Genomic DNA, 26,252 nt, shown 5'->3' on the forward strand with positions numbered 1-26,252 from the left:
CGACGATGAGCCACATCGCGCATGCCATTTGGCGGACGCTGGCCGGCCTGGTACTTGCGTTCAGCCTGACACAAGCCGCGCAAGCGGCCACAGAACTCGTGCTCGGGCGCGCCGAAGCGCCTTTGAACGGCCCCTGGGCATTCCGCCTGGGAAACGATCCACGCTGGGTCCTGCCTGGATTTGACGACAATGACTGGGAGCGCGTGGACCTTACGCCGGCGCCCGGCGCGCACGACGGCGATGTCGGCATTCCGGGCTACGTTGCCGGTTGGACTTCGCGCGGCCATCCCGGCCAGTGGGGGCACGCCTGGTATCGCCTTCATGTACGCTGGAGCGTGCCGGCGGGTTCCGCCGCCGTACTCGTCGGGCCAACCCTGGTGGACAGCGCCTACGAAGTCTACTGGAACGGCCGCAAGCTCGCAGGCATCGGCGATTTCAGCGCCGATCCACCGCGCGTTTACGGCATCCGCCCCAAGCTGATTCCCCTCGGCGAAAATGCATCAACCGGCGAAGGCGTACTGGCCATTCACGTCTACCTGCCCCGCGAGTCGGTCAATGATGCCGAAGCGGGCGGGCTGCATGTAGCGCCGGTTCTCGCTGAATCAACCGCAGCGGCTGCGCGTTATCAGGTGCAATGGTGGAAGACTTTCTGGGGCTATGCAGTCGACCTGGCGGAACCGCTGGCGCTCCTGGCCTTGGCGCTCTTTGCGCTCGCGCTGCGCCGCTTCGGGGGTAGCGGGCAGTTCCTTCTCCTTGCCGCCGGCTGCGTCTCGGCGATCGCCGCTTCACGCATCAACCAGCCTTTGTATTATTGGACTGAAGCCGAAAGTCTGCAGACGATCATCATCGCGCGCTACGTCATATTCAATCCCCTGGCAATCGTCTGCTGGCTGCTCGCCTGCTACCGCCTGGCGGGATTCCGCGAGCGCCGTCTGGATATCGGCACCTGCGTCCTGGGAATGCTCGTTGGCCTGTCTGCCATTCCCGGCTATGAATTCCCGACGCTCCAAGCCGGGATGCGCGTGGTGCTGCTCGCGCTTTTCGGCATATCGTGCCTGGGCATAGCGCGGAACGGCCATCTTCGTCCTTTGGCACTCCTCACCGTCCTCACGATGGGAGTGGCTTTGTTCCCAAGCGAGTTGTCCGCGTTCGGCCTGCCGGGAATCTGGTTTCCATTCGAGGTCGGCGTGTCGCGTACCCAGTACGCTTTGGCGCTCGTAATTCCCCTTCTGGGCTACTTTATGTACTTGCATGTAAAATCAACGAGACAGTAGGCCAGCTCACTCAAGGGACAAACCGATGGTCGACCATATCCTCCAGGCGGACCACGCCATGCGCAACTGGGCGGACCCTTCGCCCGATCCCGTGCCTCCGGGCTCCGAGCGCCACTTGCGCATGTTCTGCGAACTGCTGCTGCAAACGCATAACCCGTACAAACCCGCGGTGATCGACTGGCCCGAACTGGCGCCGGACGCCTTGCATCGTGTGACTTCGCTGCCGATCTGGGACATCGCCGTGCAGACCGAGGGGCGCGCCTCCATCCGCGTGCGTACTTTCGCCGGCACAGTGCAAGACCCGCTGCTGCGCCGCGCACTGGATATGGATGCGGATGAAGAGGCGCGCCACAAGGTCGTCCTTTCCAAACTCGTGGAAGCTTACGGCATCACGCTTGCGCCTGAACCCGACTATCCGCCGCCCGACGATCCGGAATGGGGCTGGCTGGTGACCGGCTACAGCGAATGCATCGACAGCTTTTTCGCCTTTGGGCTGTTTGCCGCGGCCAAGCGTTCCGGTTTCTTTCCGGTTGAACTGGTGGAAACCTTCGAGCCGGTCATCCAGGAGGAAGGCCGCCACATCCTCTTCTTCGTCAACTGGGCGGCCTGGTACCGGCGCCAGCTGCCATGGTGGCGGCGTCCGCTCTTTGCGCTGAAAGTGATGCGCGTGTGGACATTCCTGATCTGGGAGCGCATCGGCATCGCGCGCGGCATCGACGCCGATGGCACGGCCAATGACGCAAATTTCACCATGACCGGCTCTTCCGCCGTGGCGGAACCGCTGGAGCCGAAAGCGCTGATTGAGTTGTGCCTTGCCGAAAATGAACGCCGCATGGCCGGCTACGACGAACGCCTGCTGCGGCCGGAAACCGTGCCGCGCCTGGCGCGGCTGGCACTCAGGTTGCTGCGCTGAACCCGGGCTTCATTGCAGGTATCCCTCGGCGCGGAACCAGTCGATGGCATCGCGCAAGCCTTCGCGGTATGGGCGCGGAGCGTAGCCCAATTCCCGCTGCGCTTTCGCCGACGTAAAGAACATGCGATAGCGCGACATCCTCAATCCGTCGACGGTGAGGAAAGGCTCGCGCCCCGTCAATCTTGCCGCCCCTTCCGCCAGGTGCGCCAGCGGATACAGGGGCCAGCGCGGCAGTTCCACGCCGGGTGGGCGCCGGTCGCTCAAGGCTGCAATCTCGCCCAGGATCTCGCGTAAGGACACATCCTGCCCGCCAAGGATGTAGCGCTCACCGACGCGTCCGCGTTCGAGGGCCAGGAAATGCCCTTCGGCGCAATCATCCACGTGTACCAGGTTCAGCCCCGTATCGACAAAGGCCGGCATCTTGCCCGAAGCCGCCTCCACGATGATGCGTCCGGTCGGGGTGGGCCGCACATCCCGTGGCCCTACCGGTGTCGAGGGATTGACGATCACTGCCGGCAGCCCCTGCTCGGCCACCATCTTCTCCACCAGGCGTTCAGCCAGGACTTTGCTGCGCTTGTAGCCGCCGATCGCCTCGTCCGCCGCCATGCCGGCATCCTCACCCACGGGCCCTGAAGCACCGGCCACCCGCAGCGTCGCCACGCTGCTGGTATAGACCACCTTTTCGACGCCGGCCGCCAGGGCGGCCTCCATCACCGCGCGCGCGCCCTCAGTGTTCGTCCTGACGATTTCCCCCATATCCGGCGCCCACAAACGATAGTCGGCCGCCACATGGCTGACATGGCGCACTCCGTTGACGGCGGCGCGCATCGATGCCGCATCGCGCATATCGCCGACCACCACGCTGACGGGCAAGCCTTCCAGGTTGCGGCGAGGGCTATCTGCACGGACCAGGACCCGCACGCGCAAGCCGCGACCGAGCGCGCGGCGTACCACAGCCGATCCAATAAAACCAGAGGCGCCAGTCACCAGAATATCGTCTTCACGCATAGGAGCTTCCGCCCAGAGACAAAAAGTCGGTTGCAAAAAGTGCACAAGGCTGAATACCGGTATATAGTAAGTCCTGTTGCGCCGAAAGTGTTGTCAATTTCCAAAACTCGTTTTTTGAGCTGGACGACAGGACAGAAGGGAGCCTCCGATGCAGGTGATTCTTGCCCAACCACGCGGATTCTGTGCAGGCGTAGTACGCGCTGTCGAAATTGTCGACCGCGCGCTGATCAAGTTTGGCGCTCCGGTCTTCGTACGCCATGAGATCGTCCACAACAAGCACGTGGTTGAAGGCTTGCGGCGCAAAGGCGCCGTTTTCGTCGAATCCCTGGATGCGGTGCCAAAAGACGCCATCACCGTCTTCAGTGCCCATGGCGTCCCTGCCTCCGTCGAAGACGAAGCCAGGCAGCGCCAGTTGCGCCCTATCGACGCCACCTGCCCCCTTGTCATCAAGATCCATAACCAGGGCCGCCAGTATGCCGCCAGCGGCCGCACGGTGCTGCTGATCGGCCACGCCGGACATCCGGAAGTGATCGGCACCACCGGCCAGATTCCCGGTACAGTGATCCTGGTCGAGACGGAGGCAGACGTCGCCAGGCTGAATCTGGCGACGGATGCGCCCCTGGCTTACGTCACCCAGACCACGCTGAGCGTCGATGACACACGCAACATTATCGCCGCGCTCGAAAAACGCTTCACCAATATCGTCGGTCCCGACACCAAGGACATCTGCTACGCCACACAGAACCGCCAGAGCGCCGTGCGCCAGCTGGCGGCCCTGGTGGACGTCATCCTGGTGATCGGCGCCAGCAACAGCTCCAACTCCAACCGCCTGCGCGAGATCGGCACGGAAATGGGGATCCCGAGCTACCTGATCGCGGACGGCAGCGAGATGGACCCCGACTGGGTGCGCCACGCCAAAGTGGTCGGCGTCACCGCTGGCGCCTCTGCGCCGGAGGCTATGGTAAAAGACGTGCTGGATGCTTTACGCAAGCTCGGTCCCGTCCAGATCTCCACCATGGATGGCAAGGAGGAGCATGCGGAATTCCGGCTGCCCAATGAATTGGCTGAAGTACCGGCTGTGACTATCTGATTCCTCTTCCTGGAGGCTGATTTTGGCGATACCTCTCCTGCAGGCTGTCCGCGTCGGCAGCTACATCGTGCGGCAACAGCTGGCTGGCCGCAAGCGCTATCCCCTGGCACTGATGCTGGAACCGCTCTTCCGCTGCAACCTCGCCTGCTCGGGGTGCGGCAAGATCGACTATCCCGATCCTATCCTGGACCTGCGCTTATCGATCGAAGAGTGCCTGCAGGCGGTCGATGAATCGGGCGCCCCGGTGGTCTCCATCGCCGGGGGCGAACCGCTGCTGCACAAGGATATGCCGGCCATCGTGAGGGGCATCGTCGCCCGCAAGCGCTTTGTCTACCTCTGCACCAATGCCCTGCTGCTGGAGAAAAAGCTGGACCAGTATGAACCCAGCGCCTATTTCGTCTGGTCCGTGCACCTCGATGGCGACCAGAAGATGCACGATCATTCCGTGTGCCAGGAAGGCGTGTACGAACGCGCCGTGGCCGCAATCAAGGCCGCCAAGGCGCGCGGCTTCCGCGTCAACATCAACTGCACGCTGTTCAACGACGCCAACCCCGAGAGCGTGGCGAAGTTCTTCGATTCGCTGAAAGGGATGGGGGTCGACGGTATCACGGTGTCGCCAGGCTATGCTTATGAACGCGCTCCGGACCAGGAGCACTTCCTGACCCGCTCCAGAACCCGCCAGCTGTTCCGCGACATCCTGGCGCGCGGGCGCGGCGGCAAGAACTGGGCGTTCAGCCAGTCTTCCCTGTTCATGGATTTCCTCGCCGGGAACCAGACCTATCATTGCACCCCGTGGGGCAACCCGGCCCGCACCGTGTTCGGCTGGCAGCGCCCGTGCTATTTGCTGGGCGAAGGCTATGCATCCAGCTTCAAGGAACTGATGGAAGAAACCGACTGGGATGCTTACGGCACGGGCAATTACGAGAAATGCGCCAACTGCATGGTCCACAGCGGTTACGAAGCCACCGCCGTCACCGACACAGTCAAACACCCGCTGAAAGCCCTTGGCGTTGCACTGCGCGGCGTGAAGACGGACGGGCCGATGGCGCCGGATATTGCGCTCGACAAGCAGCGTCCCGCTGAATTCAACTATACGAAGGAAGTGGCGATCCGCGTCGAGGAAATCCGCAATCGCAAAGCGCCTGCCGCCGCAGCAGTTCCAGCCGCCGAGGCGGGAGGCCGTTGATGGACGCGGCGGTACTGGCCGGCGGCGCTCTCAGTGCGGCCGCCACGGCCTACGCCCTGCTCGCGGCGCTCGCCACTTTGCGCGCGCGCCGCGCAGGCCCGCGTGCAAGCACGGCCGCGCCGCAGCCCGTCACCATCCTGAAGCCGCTATGCGGCGCCGAGCCACGCCTGTACGACAACCTGGCCACTTTCTGCCGCCAGGCCCACCCTTGCTTCCAGATCGTATTCGGCGTGCGGGAAGCCGGCGATGCCGCTGTCGCCGTGGTGCGGCGCCTGCAAGCCGATTTTCCCCAATGCGACATTACATTGGTGGTTGATCAACGCACGCACGGCAGCAACCCCAAGGTCAGCAACCTGCTGAATATGATGCCCCACGCCCGCCAAGACTGGCTCGTGCTGGCCGATAGCGACATCGCCGTGCCTGAGGATTACCTCGCTCGCGTCACCGCACCGTTGGCCGCCCCTGGCACCGGCGTCGTCACCTGCCTTTATGAAGGCCGCCCCCAGGGAAACGGCTGGCCACAGCTTGGCGCGCAATTCATTGACGACTGGTTTGCACCTTCCGTCCGGGTGGCGCACGCCGGCGGCTCGCGCAGCTTTGCGTTCGGCGCCACCATTGCACTGCGCCGCGACACACTGGACGCCATTGGCGGGCTCGCAGCGCTCAAGAACCGTCTTGCAGACGATTACTGGCTCGGAGAACTCACGCGCTGCAAAGGGCTGGCGACAGTCCTTTCCGATGTCGTGGTGAGCACTGATGTCACGGAACAAAGCCTGCGCGATCTCTGGCGCCATGAACTGCGCTGGATGCGTACCATACGGTCCCTGAATCCTGCCGGCTTCGCCTTCACTTTCATTACCTTCACCTGGCCAATGCTGCTCCTCGGCCTGGCCATATCCCGCGCTCCGCTTGGCTGGACCCTGCTGCTGGCAGGCGGCGCCGCACGCTGCCTGCCATCCCGTTCCCTCGGCGCCGCCATGCGTTCCCCGCTGCGCGACGCTCTCTTGCTGGCCGAATGGGCCGCCGCCCTGGGCGGCACACGCGTGCACTGGCGCCAGCAGACATTGTCCGTGCATGATGCGCAATCGCTTTCCGAAAGGTCGCCATGAAAACCCTGTTCCTGCAAGCGCCTTCCTTCGACGGTTTCGATGGCGGCGCCGGTTCACGATACCAGGCCAAGCGCGAGATCAAATCGTTCTGGTATCCGACCTGGCTGGCCCAGCCTGCGGCCATGGTGCCAGGCAGCCGCCTGCTCGACGCTCCCGCCGATGAACTGGGCGTGCAGCAGACGCTCGAAATCGCCGACGGCTATGAACTCATCATCATCCACACCAGCACACCGTCATTCGCAACGGACGTCAAGTTTGCCGAAGCGCTGAAAGCGCGCAAGCCCGGCTTCCTGATCGGCATGGTCGGCGCCAAAGCTGCCGTCGAACCGGATGCAACGCTCGGCGCCAGCCCGGCGATCGATTTTGTCTGCCGTGAAGAATTCGACTACACCTGCAAGGAGGTGGCGGAAGGCCGCCCGCTCGCCGATGTCACGGGGCTCAGCTACAAACTGGCCGACGGCACGATCCGGCACAATGCGCCGCGCGAGATGATCGAGAACATGGACGAACTGCCTTTCGTCGCGCCCATCTACAAGCGCGATCTCAAGGTGGAAAATTATTTCATCGGCTACCTCAAGCATCCTTATGTGTCGATCTACACGGGCCGCGGCTGCCGTTCCCGCTGCACATTCTGCCTCTGGCCCCAGACCGTCGGCGGCCACCGCTACCGCACGCGTTCCGCCGAAAGCGTGCTGGCCGAGGTCAAATGGATCAAGGAGAACATGCCCGAAGTGAAGGAGATCATGTTCGACGACGACACCTTCACCGACCTCCGTCCCCGCGCCGAGGAGATCGCGCGCGGCCTGGGCAAGCTGGGCGTGACCTGGTCCTGCAATGCCAAGGCCAACGTCCCGTATAGCACTCTGAAGATCATGAAGGAGAACGGCCTGCGCCTGCTGCTGGTGGGTTATGAGTCGGGCGACGACCAGATCCTCCTGAATATCAAGAAGGGCTTGCGCACCGATATCGCGCGCCGTTTCAGCGCCGATTGCCGCCAGCTGGGCATCACCATCCATGGCACGTTTATCCTCGGCCTGCCCGGCGAGACCCAGGAAACCATCGAGAAGACCATCCGCTACGCCCAGGACATCAACCCGCACACCATCCAGGTGTCGCTGGCCGCGCCCTATCCCGGCACGGCGCTCTACCAGCAGGCCCTGGAGAACGGCTGGCTGAAGGACCGCAAGGTCATCAGCCTGGTCAACGAAGAAGGCGTGCAGTTGTCGGCGCTGAGCTATCCGCACCTGTCGCGCGAAGAAATTTATCACAGCGTGGAAGTGTTCTATAAACGCTTCTACTTCCGTCCCAGCAAAATATGGGAAATCGTGCGCGAAATGCTGGGCAGCTGGGAAATGACCAAGCGCCGCCTGCGTGAAGGCGTCGAATTCTTCCACTTCCTGCGTTCGCACGAGGCTTGAACTGGCTGCTCCCGGCACAGCGGCGATGCCGCGCGGCTTGATCCTGACGGCGGACGATTTCGGCTTGCATGCGTCTGTCAATGAAGCAGTGGAATTGGCCTGCCGCGATGGCGTACTGAATGCCGCCAGCCTCATGGTCGGCGCTCCCGCGGCAGCCGACGCCATCGAACGTGCGCGCCGGCTGCCCCGCCTGCGCGTCGGCCTGCATCTTGTGCTGGCCGACGGTGCTCCGACCCTGCCCCGATCGCTTGTCCCCGCCCTGGTCGACGCGGGTGGACGCTTCAGTGCCAACATGGCCGGCAACGGCGTGCGCTTCTTCTTCCTCCCCGGCGCAAGACGCCAACTGGCGTCGGAAATACGGGCCCAGTTCGAAGCGTTTGCAGCGACCGGCCTGCCGCTCGACCACGTCAACTGCCACAAGCACTTCCATTTGCATCCAACCATCCTGTCCCTGGTGCTGGAAACCGGCCGGGATTTCGGCATGCGCGCCATCCGCCTGCCGCTGGAAACGGGGGCGCCGTGGTGGCTGCGGCCCTGGCTGTCCCTGCTGCGTTGGCGCCTGCGGCAGGCGGGCATCGCGCATAACGACCAGGTAGTCGGCATCGCCGCCAGCGGCGCGATGGACGAAGCTGCACTGCTCGCCGCTCTGCCGCATCTCGGTCCCGGCATCACGGAGATCTACTTCCACCCGGCGCTCGCGGGCGATGGGCCGCTGACATCGGCCATGCGCAGCTACCGCCACGCCGACGAACTTGCCGCCCTGCTTTCACCGCGGGTACGCGCCGCCCTCGACGCGCTCGGCGTGCCGCGCGGCGGCTTCACGGACGTCCTGTTCGCCCCGGTCTCCGGCGGCGTCCACGCCACGCAATGAAGAGACTGGCCTACCTGTTTGCGCTGGCCGGCCTGCTTGGCCTGACCGCCCTGGTCATTCACCAGGGTGCAGCGGACGTGGCGAAAGTGCTGCGGCAAGCGGGTTGGCCGCTGCTGTTGCTGCTGCCATTGCATGCCCTGCCCTTGCTGCTTGACGCCCAAGGCTGGCGGACCCTGTTGCACGCCGCGCTGCCTGGCGAACGCGTGGCGCTGCCCTTCCTGTGGTGGGTCGCGATGGTGCGCGAGGCCGTCAACCGCCTGTTGCCGACTGCCAGCGTCGGCGGAGAGCTGGTCGGCATCCGGCTGGCGCGCATGCGCGTAGGCGACACCAGCGCGGTCGCCGCCAGCATCGTGACCGAAGTCATGGTGACCATGTTCACGTATTATGCCTTCACCGTACTGGGGGTGCTTGGCTTGCTCGCGGCCACAGAAGGCACGCGCTATGGCTGGGCGATTATCGCCGGGCTCGCCTTGTCGCTTGCCGGGCCGATTGTGTTTGCGCTGGTACTCCACCATGGGGCCATCTTTGCGCGCCTGGGCGGGCTGGCACGCAAGGTCTTTGGCGACCAATTCGGCGCACTGGGCGACGGCGCGCATCTGGACCTGCGAATCCGTTCACTGGTGCGCCGGCGGCGCGTGCTGCTGACGGCGATGTGCTGGCAGCTCGCTGGCCTGGTGCTGGGTACAGCTGAAGTCTGGTTCGCCCTGCGCCTCCTTGGCCACGAGGCGACCCTGGCGCAGTCCCTGTTTATTGAAGCGCTGACGCAGGCCGCGCGCCAGATGGCGTTCTTCGTCCCGGCCGGCCTGGGCGTGCAGGAGGCGGCGGTACTGATGCTGGGCCAGATCCTGGGCATTCACCCTGAGATTGCACTGTCGCTGGCCCTGGTCAAGCGCGCAAGGGAAATCCTGTTCGGTGTGCCGGCCCTGTTGTCGTGGCAATGGCTGGAAATGCGGCGCTGGAAGCGCAATGGCGGCGCGCGCGGGATCGCACCGTGAACTCAGCTGCCTGCCCTGTTGTGGCGCTCGAGGTACTTGAGCAGCCCCTCCACCCCATCCCTGGCCAGGATATCGGCGAACTGGCGACGATAAATTTCAATCAGCCAGGCGCCCATCATATTGATGTCGTAAATCTTCCAGCCATTTTGCGTGCGGGTCAGCCGGTAGTCGATCTGCATGTCTTCGCCGTTGGCCACCACATGCGTCTGCACCACAGCGTCGTTCACGCCGCCACCTTGCTTGCTTGGGGCATACTGGAATTTCACGTTCTGTTCACGCAGCTGCGACAGCGACAGCGCATACGTGTTCGCCAGCATGGCCTGGAACTGCAGGAACAGCTTCTGGCGTTGCTCAGGCGTCGCTTCCTTCCATGCTTTGCCGACTGCCAGCCTGGTGGTGTATTCGAAATCGGTGTACGGCAGAAAATGGCGCTGCACGATGGCCGTGATCCTGGCCATATCGCCGCCGCGCGCTGCGGCGTCGGACTGCATCATCCCCAGCACGTTCTCGACGGCGGCGCGGACCTGCGCGTCCGGCGCAGACTGGTTCTGGGCCTGCGCAGGCGCAAGCGCCAGCACGGCGGCAACAGGCATCAGGGCGGCATAGTTTTTCATGGGCGGTATGGGCTGCGGTTGGGGCCAAGTTTGCCGCAGGAAGCGGCGCTTCGGCACAGTATAGCGCGCCCGCACTCACAACGTTGGCATGCTTGCCATAAAAACGCCGGCTGCTGCTATACTGGTTTTTCCCCACCGTGCCCCGAGCCAAACGCCTACTGCTTATGCTGACAGCAATGCTCATTCGCCTGGTTAGCAAGGCCGCGCAACGCGCTGGCCTCACCATCGCCGTGGCGGCGGCGCTGACCTTATTCAGCGGCATCTATGCGGTCCGGCATTTCGCCATCGACACCGACGTCGACCGCCTGCTGGAATCGAATGCCCCGTGGGCCCAGCGGGACGCAGCCATCGGCAAGGCCTTCCCGCAGCGTCGGCAAATGATCCTTGCCGTCGTGCAGGCGCCGGCGCGCGAACTGGCCGATGCGGCAGCCGACGCGCTTGCCGCCGACCTGCAGATGCAGGACCAACGCTTCCGTGCCGTCAGCCGTCCCGGCGGCGGCAGCTATTTTGACCATGCAGGCTTGCTCTTCCTTCCCGCCGATGAACTCAAGAACGTTACCAGCCAGCTGCAGGAGGCCAAGCCGCTGATCGGCACGCTGCAGCGCGACCCGTCGCTGCGCGGATTGGCCGACACTCTCTCGACCACACTGGCCCTGCCCCTGCAAACCGGACAGGTGAAGCTGGAAGACATGGCCGGCCTGCTCGGGCGCAGCGCGGCCGTCATCGAAAGCACGCTGGCCGGCCAGCAGGCCGCCCTGTCATGGATGGATTTTGACCTGCCATCCCAGGATAAAGCGGCCCTGGCCAACAGCTTCGTTGCCATCACACCGGTGCTGGATTACGCCAACCTGGCTGCCGGCGGCGACGCCAGCGATCTGATACGCGCCGCCGCCGTGCGCCTTGACCTGGGCCGCAAATTCAACGCGACGGTGCGCCTGACCGGCCCGCAGCCACTGGCCGACGAGGAATTCGCCTCGGTCGCCGAAGGGGCCGTCGTGAACGGCGTGCTCACGCTGCTGCTGGTCATCTTCATCCTTTGGCTGGCTTTGCGCTCGGCCAAACTGATCGCCGCTGTGCTGGTGAGCCTGATCGCAGGGCTGGTGGTCACGGCAGCCCTGGGCCTTGCCATGGTCGGGGCGCTGAACATGATCTCGGTGGCGTTCGCCGTACTGTTTATCGGCCTGGGCGGCGATTTCGGCATCCAGTTCGGGGTGCGCTACCGCGCTGAGCGTCACCAGCAGCCGACGTTGCAACTGGCCCTGGAGCGCAGCGCGGCGGTGGCGGGCGCGCCGCTGGCCCTCGCAGCAGCGGCCACGGCCCTCGCCTTTTTCTGCTTCCTGCCCACCGACTATCGCGGCGTGGCGGAGCTGGGCCTGATTGCCGGCGTAGGGATGCTGGTGGCCTTCGCCTTTACCCTGACCCTGCTGCCTGCCCTGATCAGCGTGTTCCGCCCGCACGGTGAATCGGCCGTTCCCGCAGCACGATGGCTGGCGCCGGCCGACGAATTTTTCGAACGCCACCGCAACGGTGTCCTGATCGGTACGATCGTCCTGATCCTGGCGGGCGTGCCTTTGCTGCGCGACCTGCGCTTCGACTTCGATCCGCTGAACCTGAAGGATCCGCATTCCGAATCCATGGCAACGCTGCGGGCCCTGGCCGACGCCCCGGAAGCTGGAACCGAAGATGTGAACGTGCTGGCGCCCACGCTGGAGGATGCGCGCAAGACGGCCCAGCAACTGGCCACCTTGCCGGAAGTGGCGCGCACCGTGAGCCTGCTTAGCCTGGTGCCCGAACAGCAGGAAGGCAAGCTGCCCATGATTGCGTCCACCGCAGCCTTGCTGCTGCCGGTCCTGGCCCAGCCCTCGGCCGCCCCGGCCAGCGACGCCTTGCGCATCGCCTCGCTGAAACGCCTCGGCCAGCAGCTCGACTTGGCCGCCGAAGACCATCCAGGCCCCGGCGCAGCCCCGGCCCAGCGGCTATCCAGGGCAGTGCAACGCCTCGCTGCTGCCGATGTCCGCCAGCGCGACCGCACGGAGGCGGCGATCGCCCTGCCTCTCAGGCTGTCGATGAAACGCCTGCAACTGGCGCTGCAAGCGCAGCCCGTCACCGTCAAGGACGTGCCGCCTGCACTGGTGCGCGACTGGCTCACCCCGGACGGCCGCGCCCTGGTCGCCATCACACCGCGCTTGCCGGCGCCGGGCAGCCCGGCATACGCCGCCACGCTGGAGCGCTTTATCAACGCCGTACTGCGCGCCGATCCGCGTGCCGCCGGCGGCCCCATTTCCGTACGCGGTTCGGCCGACACCATCATGGGCGCATTTGGCAAGGCGACCGCCTATGCCGTGCTGTCGATTACGCTTCTGCTCTGGCTTACCCTGCGCAATTTCGGCGATGTGCTGCGCACACTGGTGCCGCTGCTGGTTTCCGCGCTGGTGACCCTGGAATCCTGCGTACTGATCGATCTGCCGCTGAACTTCGCCAACGTCATCGCACTGCCATTACTGCTCGGCGTCGGCGTGGCCTTCAAGATTTACTACGTCATGGCCTGGCGCGCCGGCCAGACCCATTTGCTGCAATCGAGCCTGACGCACGCCGTGCTGTATAGCGCGGCAACGACCGCAGCGGCATTCGGCAGCCTGAGTTTCTCCCACCATCCCGGCACGGCCAGCATGGGCCAGCTGCTGGCCCTGGCGCTGGCCTGCACCCTGGTCGGCGCCGTATTCTTCCAACCTATCCTGCTGGGACGCCCACGCGATGCAGCGCAGGTTCCTGGCGAGGGCAGTATGCCCGGCGACAAAGGCCGGGTGGGATCTGCAGACAGCGCCGGCAGCCAGCGCACCGCCAGGGATTGAGCCGATGAAGACAACAATCAGCATCTTGCTACTGATGTGTGCCCTGCTGGGCGGCTGTGCCACCGGCCCGAACGCCACGCAGGAAGATCCGCTGGAACCGTATAACCGCACCATGTTCCAGGTCAACGACAAGCTCGACACCTACGTCATGAAGCCCGTGGCGAAGGGCTACCAGGAGGCGACGCCATCATTCTTGCGTACCGGTGTGACGAACTTCTTCAGCAATCTTGGCGACGTCGGCAACACCATCAACAATCTACTGCAGGGTAAAGTCGGCGACGGCATGGAGAGCTTGATGCGGGTCGCTTTGAATACGACCTTTGGCCTGGCCGGTGTGCTTGATATCGCAACGCCGGCCGGAATTCCCAAGCATTCACAGGATTTCGGCCTGACCCTGGGCACTTGGGGCGTCCCGTCCGGCCCCTACCTGGTGCTGCCGCTCTTCGGCCCGAGCTCCATTCGCGATGGCGTGGGCACCGGCGTCGACTTCTACGCCGATCCGCTCAGCTATGCCGATGCCGATTACCGCGTTCCCTTGCGCGCACTGCAGGTTGTGAATACCCGCGCCAACTACCTTGGCGCCAGCGATTTGCTGGAGCAGGCCGCGCTGGACAAATACAGCTTCGTGCGCGACGCCTACCTGCAGCAACGCCGCAATCGCCTGGGGCAGGACAAGGACGGCTTGCCGCAATATGAGGAACCCGAGGAAGGCAAGCCCGCTGAAGCCGTGCCAGCGGCCACGCCGGTACCGCCGCCATCCCGACCGCCGTCTTCTTAACCCGGCGTTTCAGGCAGGCCGAAGCGCGCACCCAGCGACGCACGGGCGTCGCGCAGCGCAGCACGCGCATGCGCCGAGTCGCGCGCGAGCCGAAGCATGGCCCCCAGCTGCCAGGGATGGGCGAGCAGGTTTGCCAGCAGCGCGCGCATATCCGTCCTGCCATCGGCGCCGAAACCGGCAAGCGCCGCCGGCGGCACCGCGCTTCCGGCCGCATCGATCACCACCCGCAGCACCGCGAATGGCACGCCGGCCTGCCGGGCAGCGCGCGCGCCGATATGCGATTCCATGTCCGCCGCCAAGGCGCCCAATGCAGCGTTCAGGGCCGCCTTTTCCGCCACTGCCGCCAGCGGCGAATCGACTCCGGCAACTGGCCCCAATGATGCGCCGTCCAATGCGCGCAACAATGCCGCGCTCCAGCCACCATCAGTAGGAATCGTCTCGCCCGCCGTGGCCACCGAATCCGCCACGACGATGGCGCCGGGCTGCAAGGCAGGCGCCAGTCCTCCCGCCACGCCGAAGCTGATCAGCCCCGCGCAGGGCCGCTGCAAACGCGCGGCCAACGCATCCTCAAGCGCCTTGCCACGCTGCCCGTAGACTGCCGGCGCGTCGGCGATGCGCGCCTCGAACGCCATGCCGGTAAGGACGACCACCGGCGGGCGGATCACATGCCCCAGCGCGTCGGCGAGGCGCCATCGCGGTGCAGGTTGGCATAGCGGGCCAGCACCCACAACAGGAAGTAGTGCGCGTAGCCGTGATAACGCAGGTAGAACACGCGCGGGAATCCCACCGCCGTGAAGTGCTCCTCATGCCAGGTGCCGTCGTCGCGCTGGGTCTCGACCAGGTAGGCGATGCCGCGCTCCACCGCTTCATGCCGGCCTTGCCCGGCCGCCATCAGCCCCATGATGGCCCATGCGGTCTGTGAAGGCGTGCTGACCGATTCCGCGTGGCCGCTATAGTCGATGCGGTAGCTGTCGCCGCCTTCGCCCCAGCCGCCGTCTTCGTTCTGCACGCTCAGCAGCCAGTGCGCGGCGCGCTTCACGGCCGGATGGCCGCCATCCAGGCCCGCAGCGTTCAGGGCGCAAAGAGCGCTCCAGGTGCCGTACAGGTAATTGGTTCCCCAGCGCCCGAACCAGCTGCCATTTTCTTCCTGCTCGTCGAGCAGGTAAGCCAGGGCCAGTTGCGCCTCCGGACTGCTGGCGCCGCCCTCCATCTGCGCCAGCATGGACAGGCAGCGCGCCGTAACGTCGGCAGTGGGCGGGTCGAGCAAGGCGCCGTGATCGGCAAATGGAATATTGTTCAGGTAGTAGTGCGTATTTTCCGGCTCGAAGGCGCCCCAGCCGCCATTGGCGCTTTGCATGCCCACCACCCATTCGCGCGCCCGCTCAATGGCTTCGGACGAAGGGGGCAGCGCCGGATCGCTGTGGGGAACGTGTTCGCCCAGCGTCTGTGTGAAGCGGTGCAGCGCCATCGCCACGACAGCCGTATCGTCCACGTCCGGATAATAGGCATTTTCATACTGGAAGGCCCAGCCGCCGGGACGCACATGCGGCCGGCGCACTTTCCAGTCGCCCCAGTGGTCAAGCACTTGCAGGCGGCGCAGCCATTGCAGGCCCCGCGCGGCAGCCGCCGAGGCCTTGGAGCTGGACACTTCAAGCAAGGCATGGCAAGCCAGCGCCGTATCCCATACCGGCGATTGGCAAGGCTGGCAATATGATTCATCCACCCGGTCGACCAGCAGCGCGTCGATCGACCTGCGCGCCATTTCAACTGTGGGATCGGAGCGCGGCACACCCAGCACATCGAACATCAGCACGGCATTCACCATGGCCGGGAAAATCGCGCCCAGTCCATACTCGCCGTTCACGCGCTCACGTACGAATTGCTCGGCCCTTTTCAGCGCATGACGGCGCACCGGGCGCGGAATCAGGCCTTCGCCGGCGCGCAGCACCATGTCGATGCCGCGGAAGATGCTGTACCAGCCGCGGTGCTGGTGCGGTGCGCATGGCGGCAAGCCCGCCTTCTGCAGAGGATTGGCAAGCAGCTCGTCAATCTTCACGCCGCGCGGGTTGCGGGCGACCGGCCGCAGGCTGTTCAGCACCAGCAGCGGCACCACCACGGTGCGCGACCAGTACGAAACTTTCGAAATATGGAACGGCGCCCAGCGTGGCAACAGCAGCAGTTCCACCGGCATCATGGGCACGCTGCGCCAAGGCAGGAAGCCGTACAGCGCCAGCAGGGTGCGCGTGAAGACATTGCAGTTTTCCGCGCCGCCCAGCTGCAGGATGCGGGCGCGGGCGCGCTGCATATGGGGGGCGTCGGGCGAATCGCCCAGCATTTTCAGCGCAAAGTAGGCCTTGACGCTGGCGCTGACGTCGGCCTCGCCTTCATGGAACAGTGGCCACCCGCCATCCCGGCCCTGCACGCGCCGCAAATAGCGGCCCATGCGCTCTTCCAGCTCGGGATCATGGTCTTCCCCCAGGTAATGCACCAGCAGGATGTATTCCGCTGTAATGGTGGAATCGGCTTCCAGCTCATATAGCCAATGGCCATCTTCACGCTGTCGGGACAGGATGGCATCGAGGGCTTGTTCGATTGCTGACTCAGCGTCGCAAGGAACTGATTGGGATGTCGCTTGTCGTACCTGGGCCATGATTCACCGAAATCGGAGTTGACACAATTGGGGTACTGCCACGATAGCTCAGCAAATTATAACAATATGCCAAAACTCCACAACATGCTAATAGCGTTGAATTTCGTGCATGGTCAGATCAGCAGTAATCCGATCGGATCCGGGAAAAGCGTCGATTGATGGTCCGAAACGAACAGCGGAAACCCAAGATTGCACTGGCCATCGAGCGTCAAGCGCATCGACCTGAATTCGGCGGAGGTGTAGAGATGCGAGGCGATTTTCGTCAGGGCGAGGATCAGGGCTTGCATACTGTCATCGCCTTCTGCGTAGCGGATCTTATTGTTGTCGAATCCCAAGAACTGGAAATGGCACCGATAGACCTCCGGCCCGGCCACGCAAAGCGGTCTGCCAATCCGGACGATAATCGACGCGATGCTGCCGTCATCGGTCGCCAGGCTTAGCCTGCGTTCAGAAATCACGTCTGAAATGTCGTCTTCCACTTTGGACTCCTTTGCGAATAGCCGGGATGCGGCGGCAAATTTGCTTTCCAGTGCGCAAACTCAAAAATAACATAACTCCGGAGATTACCAAACGTGACAATCGGAGAGGAATCAACGGGCAATATCTGGGCACAATGCACGATATGGCCCGACTCGAACGCGTTGACCCTGTCCGCATGCCACGCTCTGGTGAACTCCCGAGCGAGCGCCTCGCACGCGCGCTGCCGCTTGCCGGCACGCCGGGCCAGGCCTACGTGGAGCGCCGCGGAATTCCTTTGCCCCTGGCCGAGCAGGCCGGCATGCGTTTCGACCCCGACTGGGACGGGCGCCCGGCGGTACTGGTCGGACTGCATGACCAGGAGGGCCTGCTGGTGTCGGTGCACGGCCGCTACTTGACTACTTTACGCGGCCAGAACAAGATGCTGACAGTCGGACTGCCCGGCGGCGTGGCCGGCGTCGGCTCGAGTTGGCGCGCCGAGCCCCTCATCCTGGTGGAAGGGATATTCGATGCCCTCTCGCTGGCCGCATGTGGCTGGGATGGCGTCGCCACCATCGGGCGCTGGGCGCCCTGGCTGCCGCAGACCTGCGCCATGCGCGTCGTGTGGCTGGGTTTTGATGCAAACGCCCCGGGCGAACAAGAGGCGCGGCACTATGCGCAGATGCTGTCGATGAGCAAGCCGCGGCGCCTGTTGCCGCCGGCACGCTGCAAGGACTGGAACACAGCGCTGGTCAAACAGGGAAACACCAGGGTGGCGCGCTGGCTCAAGGCCAGTTTTGAATGCGAGGATGTGGTCACGAGATGAGCGATAAGCCCAGGGTGGAAATCTACGTCAGCACGGACGTTGAAGTCGACGGCCCGATCCCCGGCCCACACTCGATGTTGAGCTTTGCATCTGCGGCCTACCTGGCGGACAAGACCTTGCTCGGGACTTTCGCAGCCAACCTGGACTTCCTGCCCGGGGCCAGCGGGCATCCCGACACGCTCGCATGGTGGAAAGATCATCCAGACGCCTGGCAAGCGGCGCGGCGCAATCCCCAGCCGCCGCAGGCAGCCATGCAAGACTATGTCGCATGGCTGGAAGCACTGCCCGGCTTGCCGGTCTTCGTCGGCTATCCGGCGGCCTTCGATTTCATGTTCGTTTACTGGTACCTGATGCGCTTTGCCGGCCGCAGCCCGTTCAGCTTCTCTGCCCTCGACATGAAAACGATGGCAATGACAATGCTGCGCAAGGACTATCGGCGCAGCACCAAGAGTGCGATGCCCAAGCGCTGGTTTGACGACTTGCCGCATACCCATGTCGCGGTGGACGACGCGCTCGAACAAGGCGCATTGTTTTGCAATATGCTGAAAGAGAGCCGCAGCCGCTAAGGAGGCCTGGCATGAACGTGAAGCTGCCCTCAACAGTTTGCTTTCGCGTCACGCGCTACTGCAATGCGCGCTGCGGATTCTGCCTTGCGCCGCCTGACGGGGCGCACCCGCCGACAGCGGTATTGAAAGACCGCCTGGGGTGGCTGCAGGACCAGGGCGTGCGTACTGTCCATTTCTGCGGCGGCGAACCGACCATCCATCCCGGACTGCCGGAGCTGCTGGCGCATGTCCAGTCGCATGGCGGCGAGTCGCGCCTGACCACCAACGGCATCGCAATGACTGAGCCCATATTGCGGGCCTTGCTCGCAGCAGGCACACGGGTGAAGGTCAGCCTGCACGGGGATCGTGCCCATCACGATGCAATGGTGGGGCGAGCGGCCTTTGACCAGGCAACGCAACATCTTCGCGATCTGCTTTCTGCCGGCATCCCGGCGTCAATACAGACCACGGTTGTCGCCGGTGAAGAATGGGTGTTGGACTGGATGGCGGATTTCTGCCTTTCGGAAAGAGTGCGGAAGCTCAGCATCCTGCCCTTCATTCCGCGCGGCAGCGGTGTCCGCACCAAAGGCGACTATGGTCTGACGCCTGCGGAGCGGGCCCTGTTGCACGACAAGGTCCTGCGCAAGCGGCGTGCGCTGCTCGGCCGCCTGGATGTGCGCTGGCTGGACTTTTCAGTCAAGCCAGTGCCGGTCGTCGAAGCCGATGGGCGCGTTGTGCTCGAACGCGCCAGCGAATCCAGGGACACCTTGCTGTGCACGATCCCGGAGGACGCCACGCAAAAGAAACGCATCCCCATCCAGTTCGTGTAACGCCAAGCTGCCAATCCGTGCCGTCACCGTTCCTTGCCGGCGCCGCGATTTTTCTTCACGATGGCAACCAGGATCAAGCCATATTCGAGCAAGCGCAGCAAGTAATATTGCGGCGTATCGGGATCGTCTGCGGGCCAGGCCTGCAACAGCCGGTGCACGCCTTCGAGCACGAATGCGATCGCAAAGTAGATAAACAGTGTGTCGCGGGAATGCCGCCAATAACGGACAAAGAACAGCGCGATAACCATCGCCGACATGAAAATTGCGCCGTTTAACCAGGCATTGATCGCCATTATTCGTCCTCCCACACCAAGCCATACAGCAGCGGCAGCAGTGCAGCCAGGCCGGCGGCCAGCCGCACCGTCGACAAGTCTGTATCGGGGAGGACCAGCCGGTCGACAATCAAGAGCACGTTGCAAAGAAACATGCCGCCGAAACATAGCCCGCACCAGAACAGCAGGCGGTGCCGGCTTGCCCGGTAACTGCGGAGTACCAGGATGGCGCACGCCAGCGCGGTTGCCGCGCACATCAGGTAAATGACACTTGCCATCTATTTTCCCTTTCGCCAGACAAACGCATCGGCCAGAATCTGAGCTTTGCCGCTGGTTTTGGTATGAATGAGCGTACTGACTTCAATCAGATGCTGTGCGTATACGACTGCCAGCCTGCTCCATAGATCCTCGAGTTCAGGCGCGTTGGGCCCATACCTTAATCCGCCCGCGTCTTCCGCAGCAAGGCCATCGGCATGCATCCTGGCCAGCAGCTGCTGTGCGTCATCGACGCCAAGATACAGGCGGCGCCCCAGGGCATCCGCTTGCCACGGTTGCCTGCTCTCGCGCATCAGCAGTACCGCCTCGATATAGGGAACGGAGGGAACGCACTGCATGAGGTAGCGCCGTATGTCGTTTGGGATCGCTGAAGAACTCATGCTAGGCGGTTGGCAGAAGACGGAACGAACGAGTTGTTATGCGCATGAAACTTATATTGCACGAGCTTTATGTCGCTTGCAAGAAAGTGAATTCAACCGTGCGCGCGGCTATCCCCGGGGCTGCTACTTTCCATAAGGCAATGATTGTTGTGCAATAGTCGACCGATTCGCCCGCAGTGCTTGCAAACAAATATTGAGTCGATTATGGTATGCCCTATCGCTCCCATACACCGCAGCGACCGTTAACACCGCACCATGCCCCTGTGCGGCGCCCGCCCGAAAGTGAAGAATCATGCGCGCCCGCCACGCAAAGTCGCCGTACCGCGACGAACTGGAGCTGAATGCCCTCTGTATCGATTTTGTCCACGGCGGCCTGTATGCCTGGACATATTTGTCCCGCGCCGGCGTTGCCGACGCTGACATCCTGCGAATCCTCAACGCGCCTGCGGATGCATGGTGCTACAGGGTCGAAAATGCCGAAACGACCGCGCGCCTGGCGCTGAACGCCGCCGGAATCCGGCTGAGGGGCTGGCATCCCGGCGGGTGTTGAAGCATGTGGGTCGGTCAATGGTTATGCCGCGGCATATCCTGCCCCACCCCGCGGTAGGACACCGCCAACTCCATGCAAGCCCCTGACTGCAGCTGGCCAACCGTGGCGCGATAAATTTCCTGCCATGGTGTCTGGCTGGCGGGCGCCTGCGCCGGCGCCGCCGTTTTTCGCTGCGCAAACTCCTCCTCGCTGATCAGTACATCGCAGCGCCCGGCATTCAGGTCGACACGCACGATGTCGCCGGTGCGCAGCCAGGCCAGGTTGCCGCCCGCCGCGCTCTCCGGCGAAGCGTTCAGGATCGACGGGCTGTCCGAAGTACCGGATTGGCGGCCGTCGCCCAGCGTCGGCAAGGCGCTGATGCCCTGCTTCAGCAATGCGTCCGGCGGCTGCATATTCACCACTTCAGCCGACCCCGGCCAGCCGATCGGCCCTGCGCCACGAATGACCAGCATGGAGCGCGCATCGATTTCAAGCGACGGATCATTGATGCGAGCATGGTAGTCGTCGGCGCCGTCGAATACCACGGCACGGCACTCGAATACGCCTTCGCTGCCCGGCGTGGACAGGTAGCGCTGCCGGAAGTCCGCCGAAATCACGCTGGTTTTCATGATGGCAAAGTCGAACAGATTGCCTTTCAGGACCAGGAAACCGGCCTGCTCCTTCAGCGGCTGCTCGAACGGATGGATCATCTCGCGGTCGGAGGTGGCGCGTCCTTCCAGGTTGGCCGCCATGCTGCGCCCGGTCACGGTGGGGCGGGCGGCGCGCAAGCGGCCCGCCTGCTGCAGTTCCCACATGACGGCCGGTACGCCGCCGGCGCGGTGGAAACGCTCGCCCAGGTACTTGCCGGCCGGCTGCATATTCAGCAGCAGGGGCACGTCGTAGCCGTAGCGCATCCAGTCCTCCGGCGTGATCTCGACACCGGCATGGCGCGCCATGGCCATGATGTGCGGCTGCGCGTTGGTGGAACCGCCAATGGCGGCGTTGACCACGATGGCGTCCAGGAAGGCGTCGCGCGTCATGACCTGCGACGGCCGCAAATCTTCGTGCGCCATCGCCACGATGCGGCGGCCGGTCTCATATGCCATCTGGCCGCGCTCACGGTATGGCGCAGGAATGGCGGAGCAGCCGGTCAGCGACATGCCGAGCGCCTCGGCGATTGCATTCATGGTGGAGGCGGTGCCCATCGTGTTGCAGTGGCCGGCAGATGGCGCTGACGCGGTGGCGATCTGCAGGAATTTCTCGCCATCGATCTGGCCCGCCGCCATCATGCGGCGGCCCTTCCAGATCGCGGCGCCGGAACCCACCAGTTCACCATCGAACCAGCCGTCCAGCATCGGGCCGCCCGACAGCACGATGGCCGGCAGGTCCATGGTGGCCGCAGCCATCAGCTGCGACGGCGTGCTCTTGTCGCAGCCGGTCATCAGGACTACAGCGTCGATCGGATAGCCGTGCAGGATTTCCACCAGTCCCAGGTAGGCCAGGTTGCGGTCGATGGCCGCGGTCGGCCGGCGGCAATTCTCGAATGTCGGGTGCACCGGGAATTCCATCGCGATGCCGCCCGCGTCGCGGATGCCCTCACGCACGCGCTTGGCCAGCTCCAGGTGGATGCGGTTGCACGGGTTGATGTCGCTGCCGCTCTGCGCGATGCCGATGATGGGGCGGCCGGACCGCAGTTCCTCGGCAGTGATGCCGTAATTCATAAAGCGCTCGAGATACAGCGCCGTCATGTCGATGCGCTCAGGATTGTCAAACCAGTCCTGGGAGCGGAAGCGACGTTCGCTCATGATGCCTTTCTCCTTATGCACCGTACCAGCCGGCGTCTACAAAATATTCGCGGCCGCTGCAGCGCGCAGCATTGGACGAGGCCAGGAACAGGGTCAGCGCGGCCACATCCTCCGGCTGCACGCGTTGCGGCAGGCACTGGGCGGCCAGGATTTCCCCTTCGCTTTCCGGCGTTTGCCACAAAGCCATCTGGCGCGGCGTATTGACCGCGCCCGGCACGATGCAGTTCACGCGGATGCCGTGCGGCCCGAGCTCACGCGCCAGGCCGCGCGTCAAGCCTTCGATGGCGGCCTTGGAGGCCATGTACAGCGGCAGGCCGGCCAGCGCAAGGTGCCAGGAAATCGAGCCGAAATTGAGAATGACCCCGTTCCCCTTTTCCTGCATGCCGGGCAGTACGGCCTGTGCGCAGAAGAACTGGTGGCGCAGGTTGACGGCGAGGCTCTGGTCCCAATATTGCGCGGTAACTTCCCGCACCTGGTGGCGCTGGTCGTTGGCAGCGTTGTTGACCAGGATATCGACTGCGCCGTAGTCGCGTGTGATGCCGGCAAACGCCGCACCCAGCTGGTCCAGGTCGGTCAGGTCGCAGTGCACGTAGCGCGGCGGGAAGCCGGACTGGGCCAGCTTTTGCGCCAGTTCATGCGATGGTCCGTCTTGCACGTCGAGGAAGACGACATGCGCCCCCTGCCCTGCAAAGGCTTCAACGATGGCGGCGCCGATGCCGGAGCCGCCACCGGTCACCACCACCAGCTTGCCCGGCAGGTCCGGGTAGCGGGCGTATTCCATAGGATTTGCGGACATGCTCACTCCCCGAACGCGATGCCGCGCTGCGCCAGGTTGCTGTACAAGGCACGCACGCCGAACGTCCATGGCGGCAGCTGGTCGCTGCGCTGCACCTGGTTGACCAGGGTTCCCAGCGCCGTGCTGCCGATGCTGACACGGTCGCCCAGGTGATGGGTGAAGCCCGCCCCTGGCGCATCACGGTCCTTGGTCGGCGAGAACATGGTGCCGAGGAAGAGCATGAAGCCGTCGGGATATTGGTGATGCGGGCCGCAAGCCTGCTTCACCAGGTCCAGCGGATCACGGCTGATTTCGCGCATGCGGCTGGTGCCGGCGAGCTCGAAGCCGTCTTCGGCGCCTTCGATCAGCAGGCTCACTTCGGCGTTACGCACGGTGTCGATGCTGAAATGCTGGTCGAACATGCGGATGAACGGGCCGATGGAGCACGATGCGTTATTGTCCTTGGCCTTGCCCAGCAAGAGTGCGCTGCGCCCTTCGATGTCGCGCAGGTTGACGTCGTTGCCCAGGGTCGCGCCCAGGGCGACGCCGGCGCTGTTGACGGCCAGGACGATTTCCGGCTCGGGATTATTCCATTTTGAATCAGGGTGGATGCCGACCGCCGCGCCGTGCCCGACCGCCGACATGGCCTGCGACTTGGTGAACACCTCGGCGTCAGGTCCAATGCCCACCTCCATGTATTGCGACCAGAGGCCGCGATCCAGCAGGTCCGCCTTCAACTGCATGGCCGCGTCGGATCCGGGACGGATTTCGGACAGGTCGGCGCCGATGCGCGACTGGATTTCCTTACGCAGGTCGGCCGCGCGGGCCGGATCGCCCTTGGCGCGTTCTTCGATCACCCGCTCCAGCAGGCTGACGGCAAAGGTGACGCCACAGGCTTTGACCGCCTGCAGGTCGCACGGCGCCAGCAGGCGCAGGCCATCGCAAGCGCCTGCCTCGTTCGCCAGTGCGGCCACGGGGCCGAGCGGCTCGCCTTGCGCCTGCGCCAGCAGTTCCTGCAAACCGGCGCGCTCGAACAGTGCGGACACTGTTGGCGCATGCCGGGTGATATCGAACATCTGGCCCTGGCGCACCACGACCACGGCCGGCCCGATGTTTTCGCGCCAGACACGCCCTACCAGCAATGCCCGCTCCAGGTCGGCGGGCAATATTGCATTCGTCACTTGAATCTTCTCCCTGACTGCGTTGGTTGATTGACGAATGAATGTTGCCCGCTGCAAGTGCTATCCGCAATTATGAAACTCACCAATGCGGCTCATGATTAAGCGTACGGGATGTTTTAGCGCATCTGGGCGAGATATTTCGCATGCTCCGGCACGACGCCCACCGCCTGGCGGATGGTGTCCCGCACCCGGGTGAAATGGTCTTGCAGGCGCTCCAGGTCGAACAGGTCGACCAGCGGGTCATACGCCTTCGGAGTGATGCCAAGGCCCATCAGGATCGAAACATGGGAGGCGACGCCGAAGCCCTCCGTGTCATAGATCATCACCCGGCCGGTAGCGCGGAACAGCTCGATCTGGTGGCGCAGCGTATCCGGGATCGCCATATTGGCGCAATAGCGCCAGAACTCCGAGTCCTCGCGCCTGGTGGCTTTGTAGTGCAGGATGATGAAGTCGCGCACGTACTCGTAGCGCTGCGACACCAGGCGGTTGAATTCATCCGCCAGTTCCGGCCGGAAGTCCTGGTCGGGAAAGTACTGCAGCAGCCAGCCGACCGCATTTTCAATGATGTTGATGCTGGTCGACTCGAGCGGCTCCAGGAAACCGCTCGATAATCCCACCGCCACGCAATTCCTGATCCACGACTTGCGGCGCCGGCCCGTCGTAAAACGCAGCTGGCGCGGATCGTCGAGCGCGCGCCCGTCCAGCCCGGCCAGCAGCACCCGCCCAGCCTCCTCGTCACTGGTGAAGCCGTTGCAGTACACGTGGCCGTTGCCGGTGCGGTGCTGCAGCGGAATGCGCCATGTCCAGCCGGCGCTGCGGGCAGTCGACGTGGTGTAAGGCGTCAGAGGCTCCGCCTTTTCGCATGGCACGGCCTGCGCGCTGTTACAAGGCAGCATGGCGCTCCAGTCGTCATACCCTGCCTGGTAGACGCCTTCGATCAGCAGGCCGCGGAAGCCGGAACAGTCGATGAACAGGTCGCCTTCGATACGGCGCCCGTCTTTCAGCTTCAGTGCGGTGATAAACCCGGTTTCCGGATGCTGTTCAACCTCATTGATCATCCCTTCGGCGCGCTGCACGCCGCGCTCCATTGCATAGCCGCGCAGGAAGGCGGCGTACAGGCTGGCGTCAAAGTGGTAGGCGTAGGAGAAGGCATTGGTCGCGGCAGGCTGGTCGCCATAGGGCTCCATGAACCGGTTGGCGCGCGCCATGACGGTGGCGGTCGACCATTCCTCGTACGACGGCATGTCCTTGTAGACGCTGGCCAGGCGCAGCCAGTACATGATCGGCGAACGGCCCTCGATGGCAGGACCGAAATCGCCGAATCCGTGGAAGAAGCGGTTGCCGATGTGGCCCCAGTCCTTGAACTCGATGCCAAGCTTGAAGGTCGCCTGCGTTTTCCTGACGAAATCGGCGTTATCGATGCCGAGCGCCTGGTTGAAGTAGCGGATGGTCGGCAGTGTTGCCTCCCCTACTCCCACGGTGCCGATCTCCGGCGATTCGACCAGCACGATTTCACAGGTCTTGCCAAGCTTGAGCGCCAGCGGCGCGGCGGCCATCCAGCCGGCGGTGCCGCCGCCAACGATGACGATTTTCCGAATCGGCTTACCGGACATGATTAA

General features: G+C 64.0%; 26 protein-coding genes. 14 read left to right on the forward strand and 12 right to left on the reverse strand.

Annotation, left to right across the window (positions count from 1 at the left end):
• Window positions 1–5 precede the first annotated feature (5 nt).
• Both GM658_RS04785 and GM658_RS04790 read left to right on the forward strand, forming a co-directional pair.
• The gene (locus tag GM658_RS04785) at window positions 6–1,274 is read left to right on the forward strand and encodes a glycoside hydrolase family 2 (protein ID WP_155452870.1); all 1,269 of its coding nucleotides are present in this window, start codon (window positions 6–8) and stop codon (window positions 1,272–1,274) included.
• A 25-nt stretch (window positions 1,275–1,299) separates the two neighbouring features.
• On the forward strand, window positions 1,300–2,187 hold the full coding sequence (locus GM658_RS04790) for a ferritin-like domain-containing protein (protein WP_155452871.1): 888 nt from the start codon (window positions 1,300–1,302) through the stop codon (window positions 2,185–2,187).
• Between the two features lie 9 nt (window positions 2,188–2,196).
• Here the strand turns inward: GM658_RS04790 and hpnA are convergent, their stop codons facing one another.
• A complete protein-coding gene (gene hpnA / locus GM658_RS04795) occupies window positions 2,197–3,195 on the reverse strand; it encodes a hopanoid-associated sugar epimerase (protein ID WP_155452872.1) in 999 nt (332 codons plus the stop codon).
• A gap of 148 nt (window positions 3,196–3,343) precedes the next feature.
• On the opposite strand from hpnA, the gene ispH reads away from it, so the two are divergent.
• Genes ispH through GM658_RS04825 form a run of 6 tightly spaced genes read left to right on the forward strand, consistent with a single transcriptional unit; the run spans window position 3,344 to window position 9,864 of the window.
• Window positions 3,344–4,285: a 4-hydroxy-3-methylbut-2-enyl diphosphate reductase gene (ispH, locus tag GM658_RS04800; protein WP_155452873.1), complete on the forward strand. Its 942-nt coding sequence runs from the start codon at window positions 3,344–3,346 to the stop codon at window positions 4,283–4,285.
• A gap of 22 nt (window positions 4,286–4,307) precedes the next feature.
• On the forward strand, window positions 4,308–5,471 hold the full coding sequence (gene hpnH, locus GM658_RS04805; RefSeq protein ID WP_155452874.1) for an adenosyl-hopene transferase HpnH: 1,164 nt from the start codon (window positions 4,308–4,310) through the stop codon (window positions 5,469–5,471).
• A complete protein-coding gene (hpnI, locus tag GM658_RS04810) occupies window positions 5,471–6,580 on the forward strand; it encodes a bacteriohopanetetrol glucosamine biosynthesis glycosyltransferase HpnI (RefSeq protein WP_155452875.1) in 1,110 nt (369 codons plus the stop codon). The genes hpnH and hpnI overlap by 1 nt, the downstream gene beginning before the upstream one ends.
• Complete coding sequence (hpnJ, locus tag GM658_RS04815; protein ID WP_155452876.1) at window positions 6,577–7,998, forward strand: hopanoid biosynthesis associated radical SAM protein HpnJ; 1,422 nt, start codon at window positions 6,577–6,579, stop codon at window positions 7,996–7,998. The genes hpnI and hpnJ overlap by 4 nt, the downstream gene beginning before the upstream one ends.
• 25 nt (window positions 7,999–8,023) lie before the next feature.
• On the forward strand, window positions 8,024–8,869 hold the full coding sequence (gene hpnK, locus GM658_RS04820; RefSeq protein ID WP_155452877.1) for a hopanoid biosynthesis-associated protein HpnK: 846 nt from the start codon (window positions 8,024–8,026) through the stop codon (window positions 8,867–8,869).
• Complete coding sequence (locus tag GM658_RS04825; RefSeq protein WP_155452878.1) at window positions 8,866–9,864, forward strand: lysylphosphatidylglycerol synthase domain-containing protein; 999 nt, start codon at window positions 8,866–8,868, stop codon at window positions 9,862–9,864. Before hpnK ends, GM658_RS04825 begins: the two co-directional genes overlap by 4 nt.
• Window positions 9,865–9,866: 2 nt before the next feature.
• Here the strand turns inward: GM658_RS04825 and GM658_RS04830 are convergent, their stop codons facing one another.
• On the reverse strand, window positions 9,867–10,478 hold the full coding sequence (locus tag GM658_RS04830; protein WP_155452879.1) for an MlaC/ttg2D family ABC transporter substrate-binding protein: 612 nt from the start codon (window positions 10,476–10,478) through the stop codon (window positions 9,867–9,869).
• A 164-nt stretch (window positions 10,479–10,642) separates the two neighbouring features.
• Between GM658_RS04830 and hpnN the strand changes: the two genes are divergently transcribed.
• Entirely contained in the window at window positions 10,643–13,330 is a 2,688-nt protein-coding gene (hpnN, locus tag GM658_RS04835; RefSeq protein WP_155452880.1) for a hopanoid transporter HpnN, read from the forward strand.
• A gap of 4 nt (window positions 13,331–13,334) precedes the next feature.
• Window positions 13,335–14,108: an MlaA family lipoprotein gene (locus GM658_RS04840; RefSeq protein ID WP_155452881.1), complete on the forward strand. Its 774-nt coding sequence runs from the start codon at window positions 13,335–13,337 to the stop codon at window positions 14,106–14,108.
• On the opposite strand, the gene GM658_RS04845 is transcribed toward GM658_RS04840, so the two are convergent.
• From GM658_RS04845 to GM658_RS04855, 3 genes are all read right to left on the reverse strand, one after another.
• Window positions 14,105–14,758, reverse strand: a complete 654-nt coding sequence (locus GM658_RS04845; RefSeq protein WP_371865035.1) for a phosphorylase family protein — start codon at window positions 14,756–14,758, stop codon at window positions 14,105–14,107. The two genes, GM658_RS04840 and GM658_RS04845, sit on opposite strands and share 4 nt — an antisense overlap.
• Before the next feature lie 11 nt (window positions 14,759–14,769).
• Window positions 14,770–16,758, reverse strand: a complete 1,989-nt coding sequence (gene shc, locus GM658_RS04850) for a squalene--hopene cyclase (protein WP_155452882.1) — start codon at window positions 16,756–16,758, stop codon at window positions 14,770–14,772.
• Between the two features lie 113 nt (window positions 16,759–16,871).
• Window positions 16,872–17,237, reverse strand: a complete 366-nt coding sequence (locus GM658_RS04855; RefSeq protein ID WP_155452883.1) for a DUF6968 family protein — start codon at window positions 17,235–17,237, stop codon at window positions 16,872–16,874.
• 143 nt (window positions 17,238–17,380) lie between these two features.
• On the opposite strand from GM658_RS04855, the gene GM658_RS04860 reads away from it, so the two are divergent.
• The 3 genes from GM658_RS04860 to GM658_RS04870 are packed head-to-tail and all read left to right on the forward strand — an operon-like array spanning window position 17,381 to window position 19,415.
• Window positions 17,381–18,040 carry a DUF7146 domain-containing protein gene (locus GM658_RS04860; protein ID WP_155452884.1) on the forward strand — a complete coding sequence of 220 codons (660 nt, stop codon included), beginning with the start codon at window positions 17,381–17,383 and terminating at the stop codon, window positions 18,038–18,040.
• Complete coding sequence (locus GM658_RS04865) at window positions 18,037–18,606, forward strand: 3'-5' exonuclease family protein (RefSeq protein ID WP_155452885.1); 570 nt, start codon at window positions 18,037–18,039, stop codon at window positions 18,604–18,606. The genes GM658_RS04860 and GM658_RS04865 overlap by 4 nt, the downstream gene beginning before the upstream one ends.
• Window positions 18,607–18,617: 11 nt before the next feature.
• Entirely contained in the window at window positions 18,618–19,415 is a 798-nt protein-coding gene (locus GM658_RS04870; RefSeq protein ID WP_155452886.1) for a radical SAM protein, read from the forward strand.
• Window positions 19,416–19,438: 23 nt separating this feature from the next.
• Here GM658_RS04870 and GM658_RS04875 read toward each other — a convergent pair whose 3' ends face one another.
• From GM658_RS04875 to GM658_RS04885, 3 genes are read right to left on the reverse strand one after another with little or no spacing between them, the layout of a single operon-like run.
• Window positions 19,439–19,708, reverse strand: coding sequence for a DUF5985 family protein (locus GM658_RS04875; protein WP_155452887.1), 270 nt, complete (start codon window positions 19,706–19,708; stop codon window positions 19,439–19,441).
• Window positions 19,708–19,965 carry a DUF5985 family protein gene (locus GM658_RS04880; RefSeq protein WP_155452888.1) on the reverse strand — a complete coding sequence of 86 codons (258 nt, stop codon included), beginning with the start codon at window positions 19,963–19,965 and terminating at the stop codon, window positions 19,708–19,710. The genes GM658_RS04875 and GM658_RS04880 overlap by 1 nt, the downstream gene beginning before the upstream one ends.
• The gene (locus tag GM658_RS04885) at window positions 19,966–20,343 is read right to left on the reverse strand and encodes a hypothetical protein (protein WP_155452889.1); all 378 of its coding nucleotides are present in this window, start codon (window positions 20,341–20,343) and stop codon (window positions 19,966–19,968) included.
• Between the two features lie 292 nt (window positions 20,344–20,635).
• Between GM658_RS04885 and GM658_RS04890 the strand changes: the two genes are divergently transcribed.
• Window positions 20,636–20,893 carry a hypothetical protein gene (locus GM658_RS04890; protein WP_155452890.1) on the forward strand — a complete coding sequence of 86 codons (258 nt, stop codon included), beginning with the start codon at window positions 20,636–20,638 and terminating at the stop codon, window positions 20,891–20,893.
• A 14-nt stretch (window positions 20,894–20,907) separates the two neighbouring features.
• Here the strand turns inward: GM658_RS04890 and GM658_RS04895 are convergent, their stop codons facing one another.
• From GM658_RS04895 to GM658_RS04910, 4 genes are all read right to left on the reverse strand, one after another.
• Window positions 20,908–22,677 (reverse strand): IlvD/Edd family dehydratase, encoded by a 1,770-nt coding sequence (locus GM658_RS04895; RefSeq protein WP_155452891.1) that lies wholly within the window; start codon window positions 22,675–22,677, stop codon window positions 20,908–20,910.
• 13 nt (window positions 22,678–22,690) lie between these two features.
• The gene (gene xylB, locus GM658_RS04900) at window positions 22,691–23,458 is read right to left on the reverse strand and encodes a D-xylose 1-dehydrogenase (protein WP_155453115.1); all 768 of its coding nucleotides are present in this window, start codon (window positions 23,456–23,458) and stop codon (window positions 22,691–22,693) included.
• Between the two features lie 17 nt (window positions 23,459–23,475).
• A complete protein-coding gene (locus GM658_RS04905; protein WP_371865036.1) occupies window positions 23,476–24,633 on the reverse strand; it encodes a fumarylacetoacetate hydrolase family protein in 1,158 nt (385 codons plus the stop codon).
• Window positions 24,634–24,749: 116 nt separating this feature from the next.
• Window positions 24,750–26,246, reverse strand: coding sequence for a tryptophan halogenase family protein (locus tag GM658_RS04910; protein ID WP_155452892.1), 1,497 nt, complete (start codon window positions 26,244–26,246; stop codon window positions 24,750–24,752).
• Window positions 26,247–26,252: the final 6 nt, after the last annotated feature.

It is taken from the genome of Massilia eburnea (assembly GCF_009720745.1).
Lineage (GTDB): Bacteria > Pseudomonadota > Gammaproteobacteria > Burkholderiales > Burkholderiaceae_D > Rugamonas > Rugamonas eburnea.

What these genes read in the sequence shown, in the direction of transcription:
- GM658_RS04785 (WP_155452870.1), top strand. Translation starts at nt 6, where the DNA reads ATGAGCCACATCGCGCATGCCATTTGGCGGACGCTGGCCGGCCTGGTA.
- GM658_RS04790 (WP_155452871.1), top strand. Translation starts at nt 1,300, where the DNA reads ATGGTCGACCATATCCTCCAGGCGGACCACGCCATGCGCAACTGGGCG.
- hpnA (WP_155452872.1), bottom strand. Translation starts at nt 3,195, where the DNA reads ATGCGTGAAGACGATATTCTGGTGACTGGCGCCTCTGGTTTTATTGGA.
- ispH (WP_155452873.1), top strand. Translation starts at nt 3,344, where the DNA reads ATGCAGGTGATTCTTGCCCAACCACGCGGATTCTGTGCAGGCGTAGTA.
- hpnI (WP_155452875.1), top strand. Translation starts at nt 5,471, where the DNA reads ATGGACGCGGCGGTACTGGCCGGCGGCGCTCTCAGTGCGGCCGCCACG.
- hpnJ (WP_155452876.1), top strand. Translation starts at nt 6,577, where the DNA reads ATGAAAACCCTGTTCCTGCAAGCGCCTTCCTTCGACGGTTTCGATGGC.
- hpnK (WP_155452877.1), top strand. Translation starts at nt 8,024, where the DNA reads ATGCCGCGCGGCTTGATCCTGACGGCGGACGATTTCGGCTTGCATGCG.
- GM658_RS04825 (WP_155452878.1), top strand. Translation starts at nt 8,866, where the DNA reads ATGAAGAGACTGGCCTACCTGTTTGCGCTGGCCGGCCTGCTTGGCCTG.
- GM658_RS04830 (WP_155452879.1), bottom strand. Translation starts at nt 10,478, where the DNA reads ATGAAAAACTATGCCGCCCTGATGCCTGTTGCCGCCGTGCTGGCGCTT.
- hpnN (WP_155452880.1), top strand. Translation starts at nt 10,643, where the DNA reads ATGCTGACAGCAATGCTCATTCGCCTGGTTAGCAAGGCCGCGCAACGC.
- GM658_RS04840 (WP_155452881.1), top strand. Translation starts at nt 13,335, where the DNA reads ATGAAGACAACAATCAGCATCTTGCTACTGATGTGTGCCCTGCTGGGC.
- shc (WP_155452882.1), bottom strand. Translation starts at nt 16,758, where the DNA reads ATGGCCCAGGTACGACAAGCGACATCCCAATCAGTTCCTTGCGACGCT.
- GM658_RS04860 (WP_155452884.1), top strand. Translation starts at nt 17,381, where the DNA reads ATGGCCCGACTCGAACGCGTTGACCCTGTCCGCATGCCACGCTCTGGT.
- GM658_RS04865 (WP_155452885.1), top strand. Translation starts at nt 18,037, where the DNA reads ATGAGCGATAAGCCCAGGGTGGAAATCTACGTCAGCACGGACGTTGAA.
- GM658_RS04870 (WP_155452886.1), top strand. Translation starts at nt 18,618, where the DNA reads ATGAACGTGAAGCTGCCCTCAACAGTTTGCTTTCGCGTCACGCGCTAC.
- GM658_RS04875 (WP_155452887.1), bottom strand. Translation starts at nt 19,708, where the DNA reads ATGGCGATCAATGCCTGGTTAAACGGCGCAATTTTCATGTCGGCGATG.
- GM658_RS04880 (WP_155452888.1), bottom strand. Translation starts at nt 19,965, where the DNA reads ATGGCAAGTGTCATTTACCTGATGTGCGCGGCAACCGCGCTGGCGTGC.
- GM658_RS04885 (WP_155452889.1), bottom strand. Translation starts at nt 20,343, where the DNA reads ATGAGTTCTTCAGCGATCCCAAACGACATACGGCGCTACCTCATGCAG.
- GM658_RS04890 (WP_155452890.1), top strand. Translation starts at nt 20,636, where the DNA reads ATGCGCGCCCGCCACGCAAAGTCGCCGTACCGCGACGAACTGGAGCTG.
- GM658_RS04895 (WP_155452891.1), bottom strand. Translation starts at nt 22,677, where the DNA reads ATGAGCGAACGTCGCTTCCGCTCCCAGGACTGGTTTGACAATCCTGAG.
- xylB (WP_155453115.1), bottom strand. Translation starts at nt 23,458, where the DNA reads ATGGAATACGCCCGCTACCCGGACCTGCCGGGCAAGCTGGTGGTGGTG.
- GM658_RS04910 (WP_155452892.1), bottom strand. Translation starts at nt 26,246, where the DNA reads ATGTCCGGTAAGCCGATTCGGAAAATCGTCATCGTTGGCGGCGGCACC.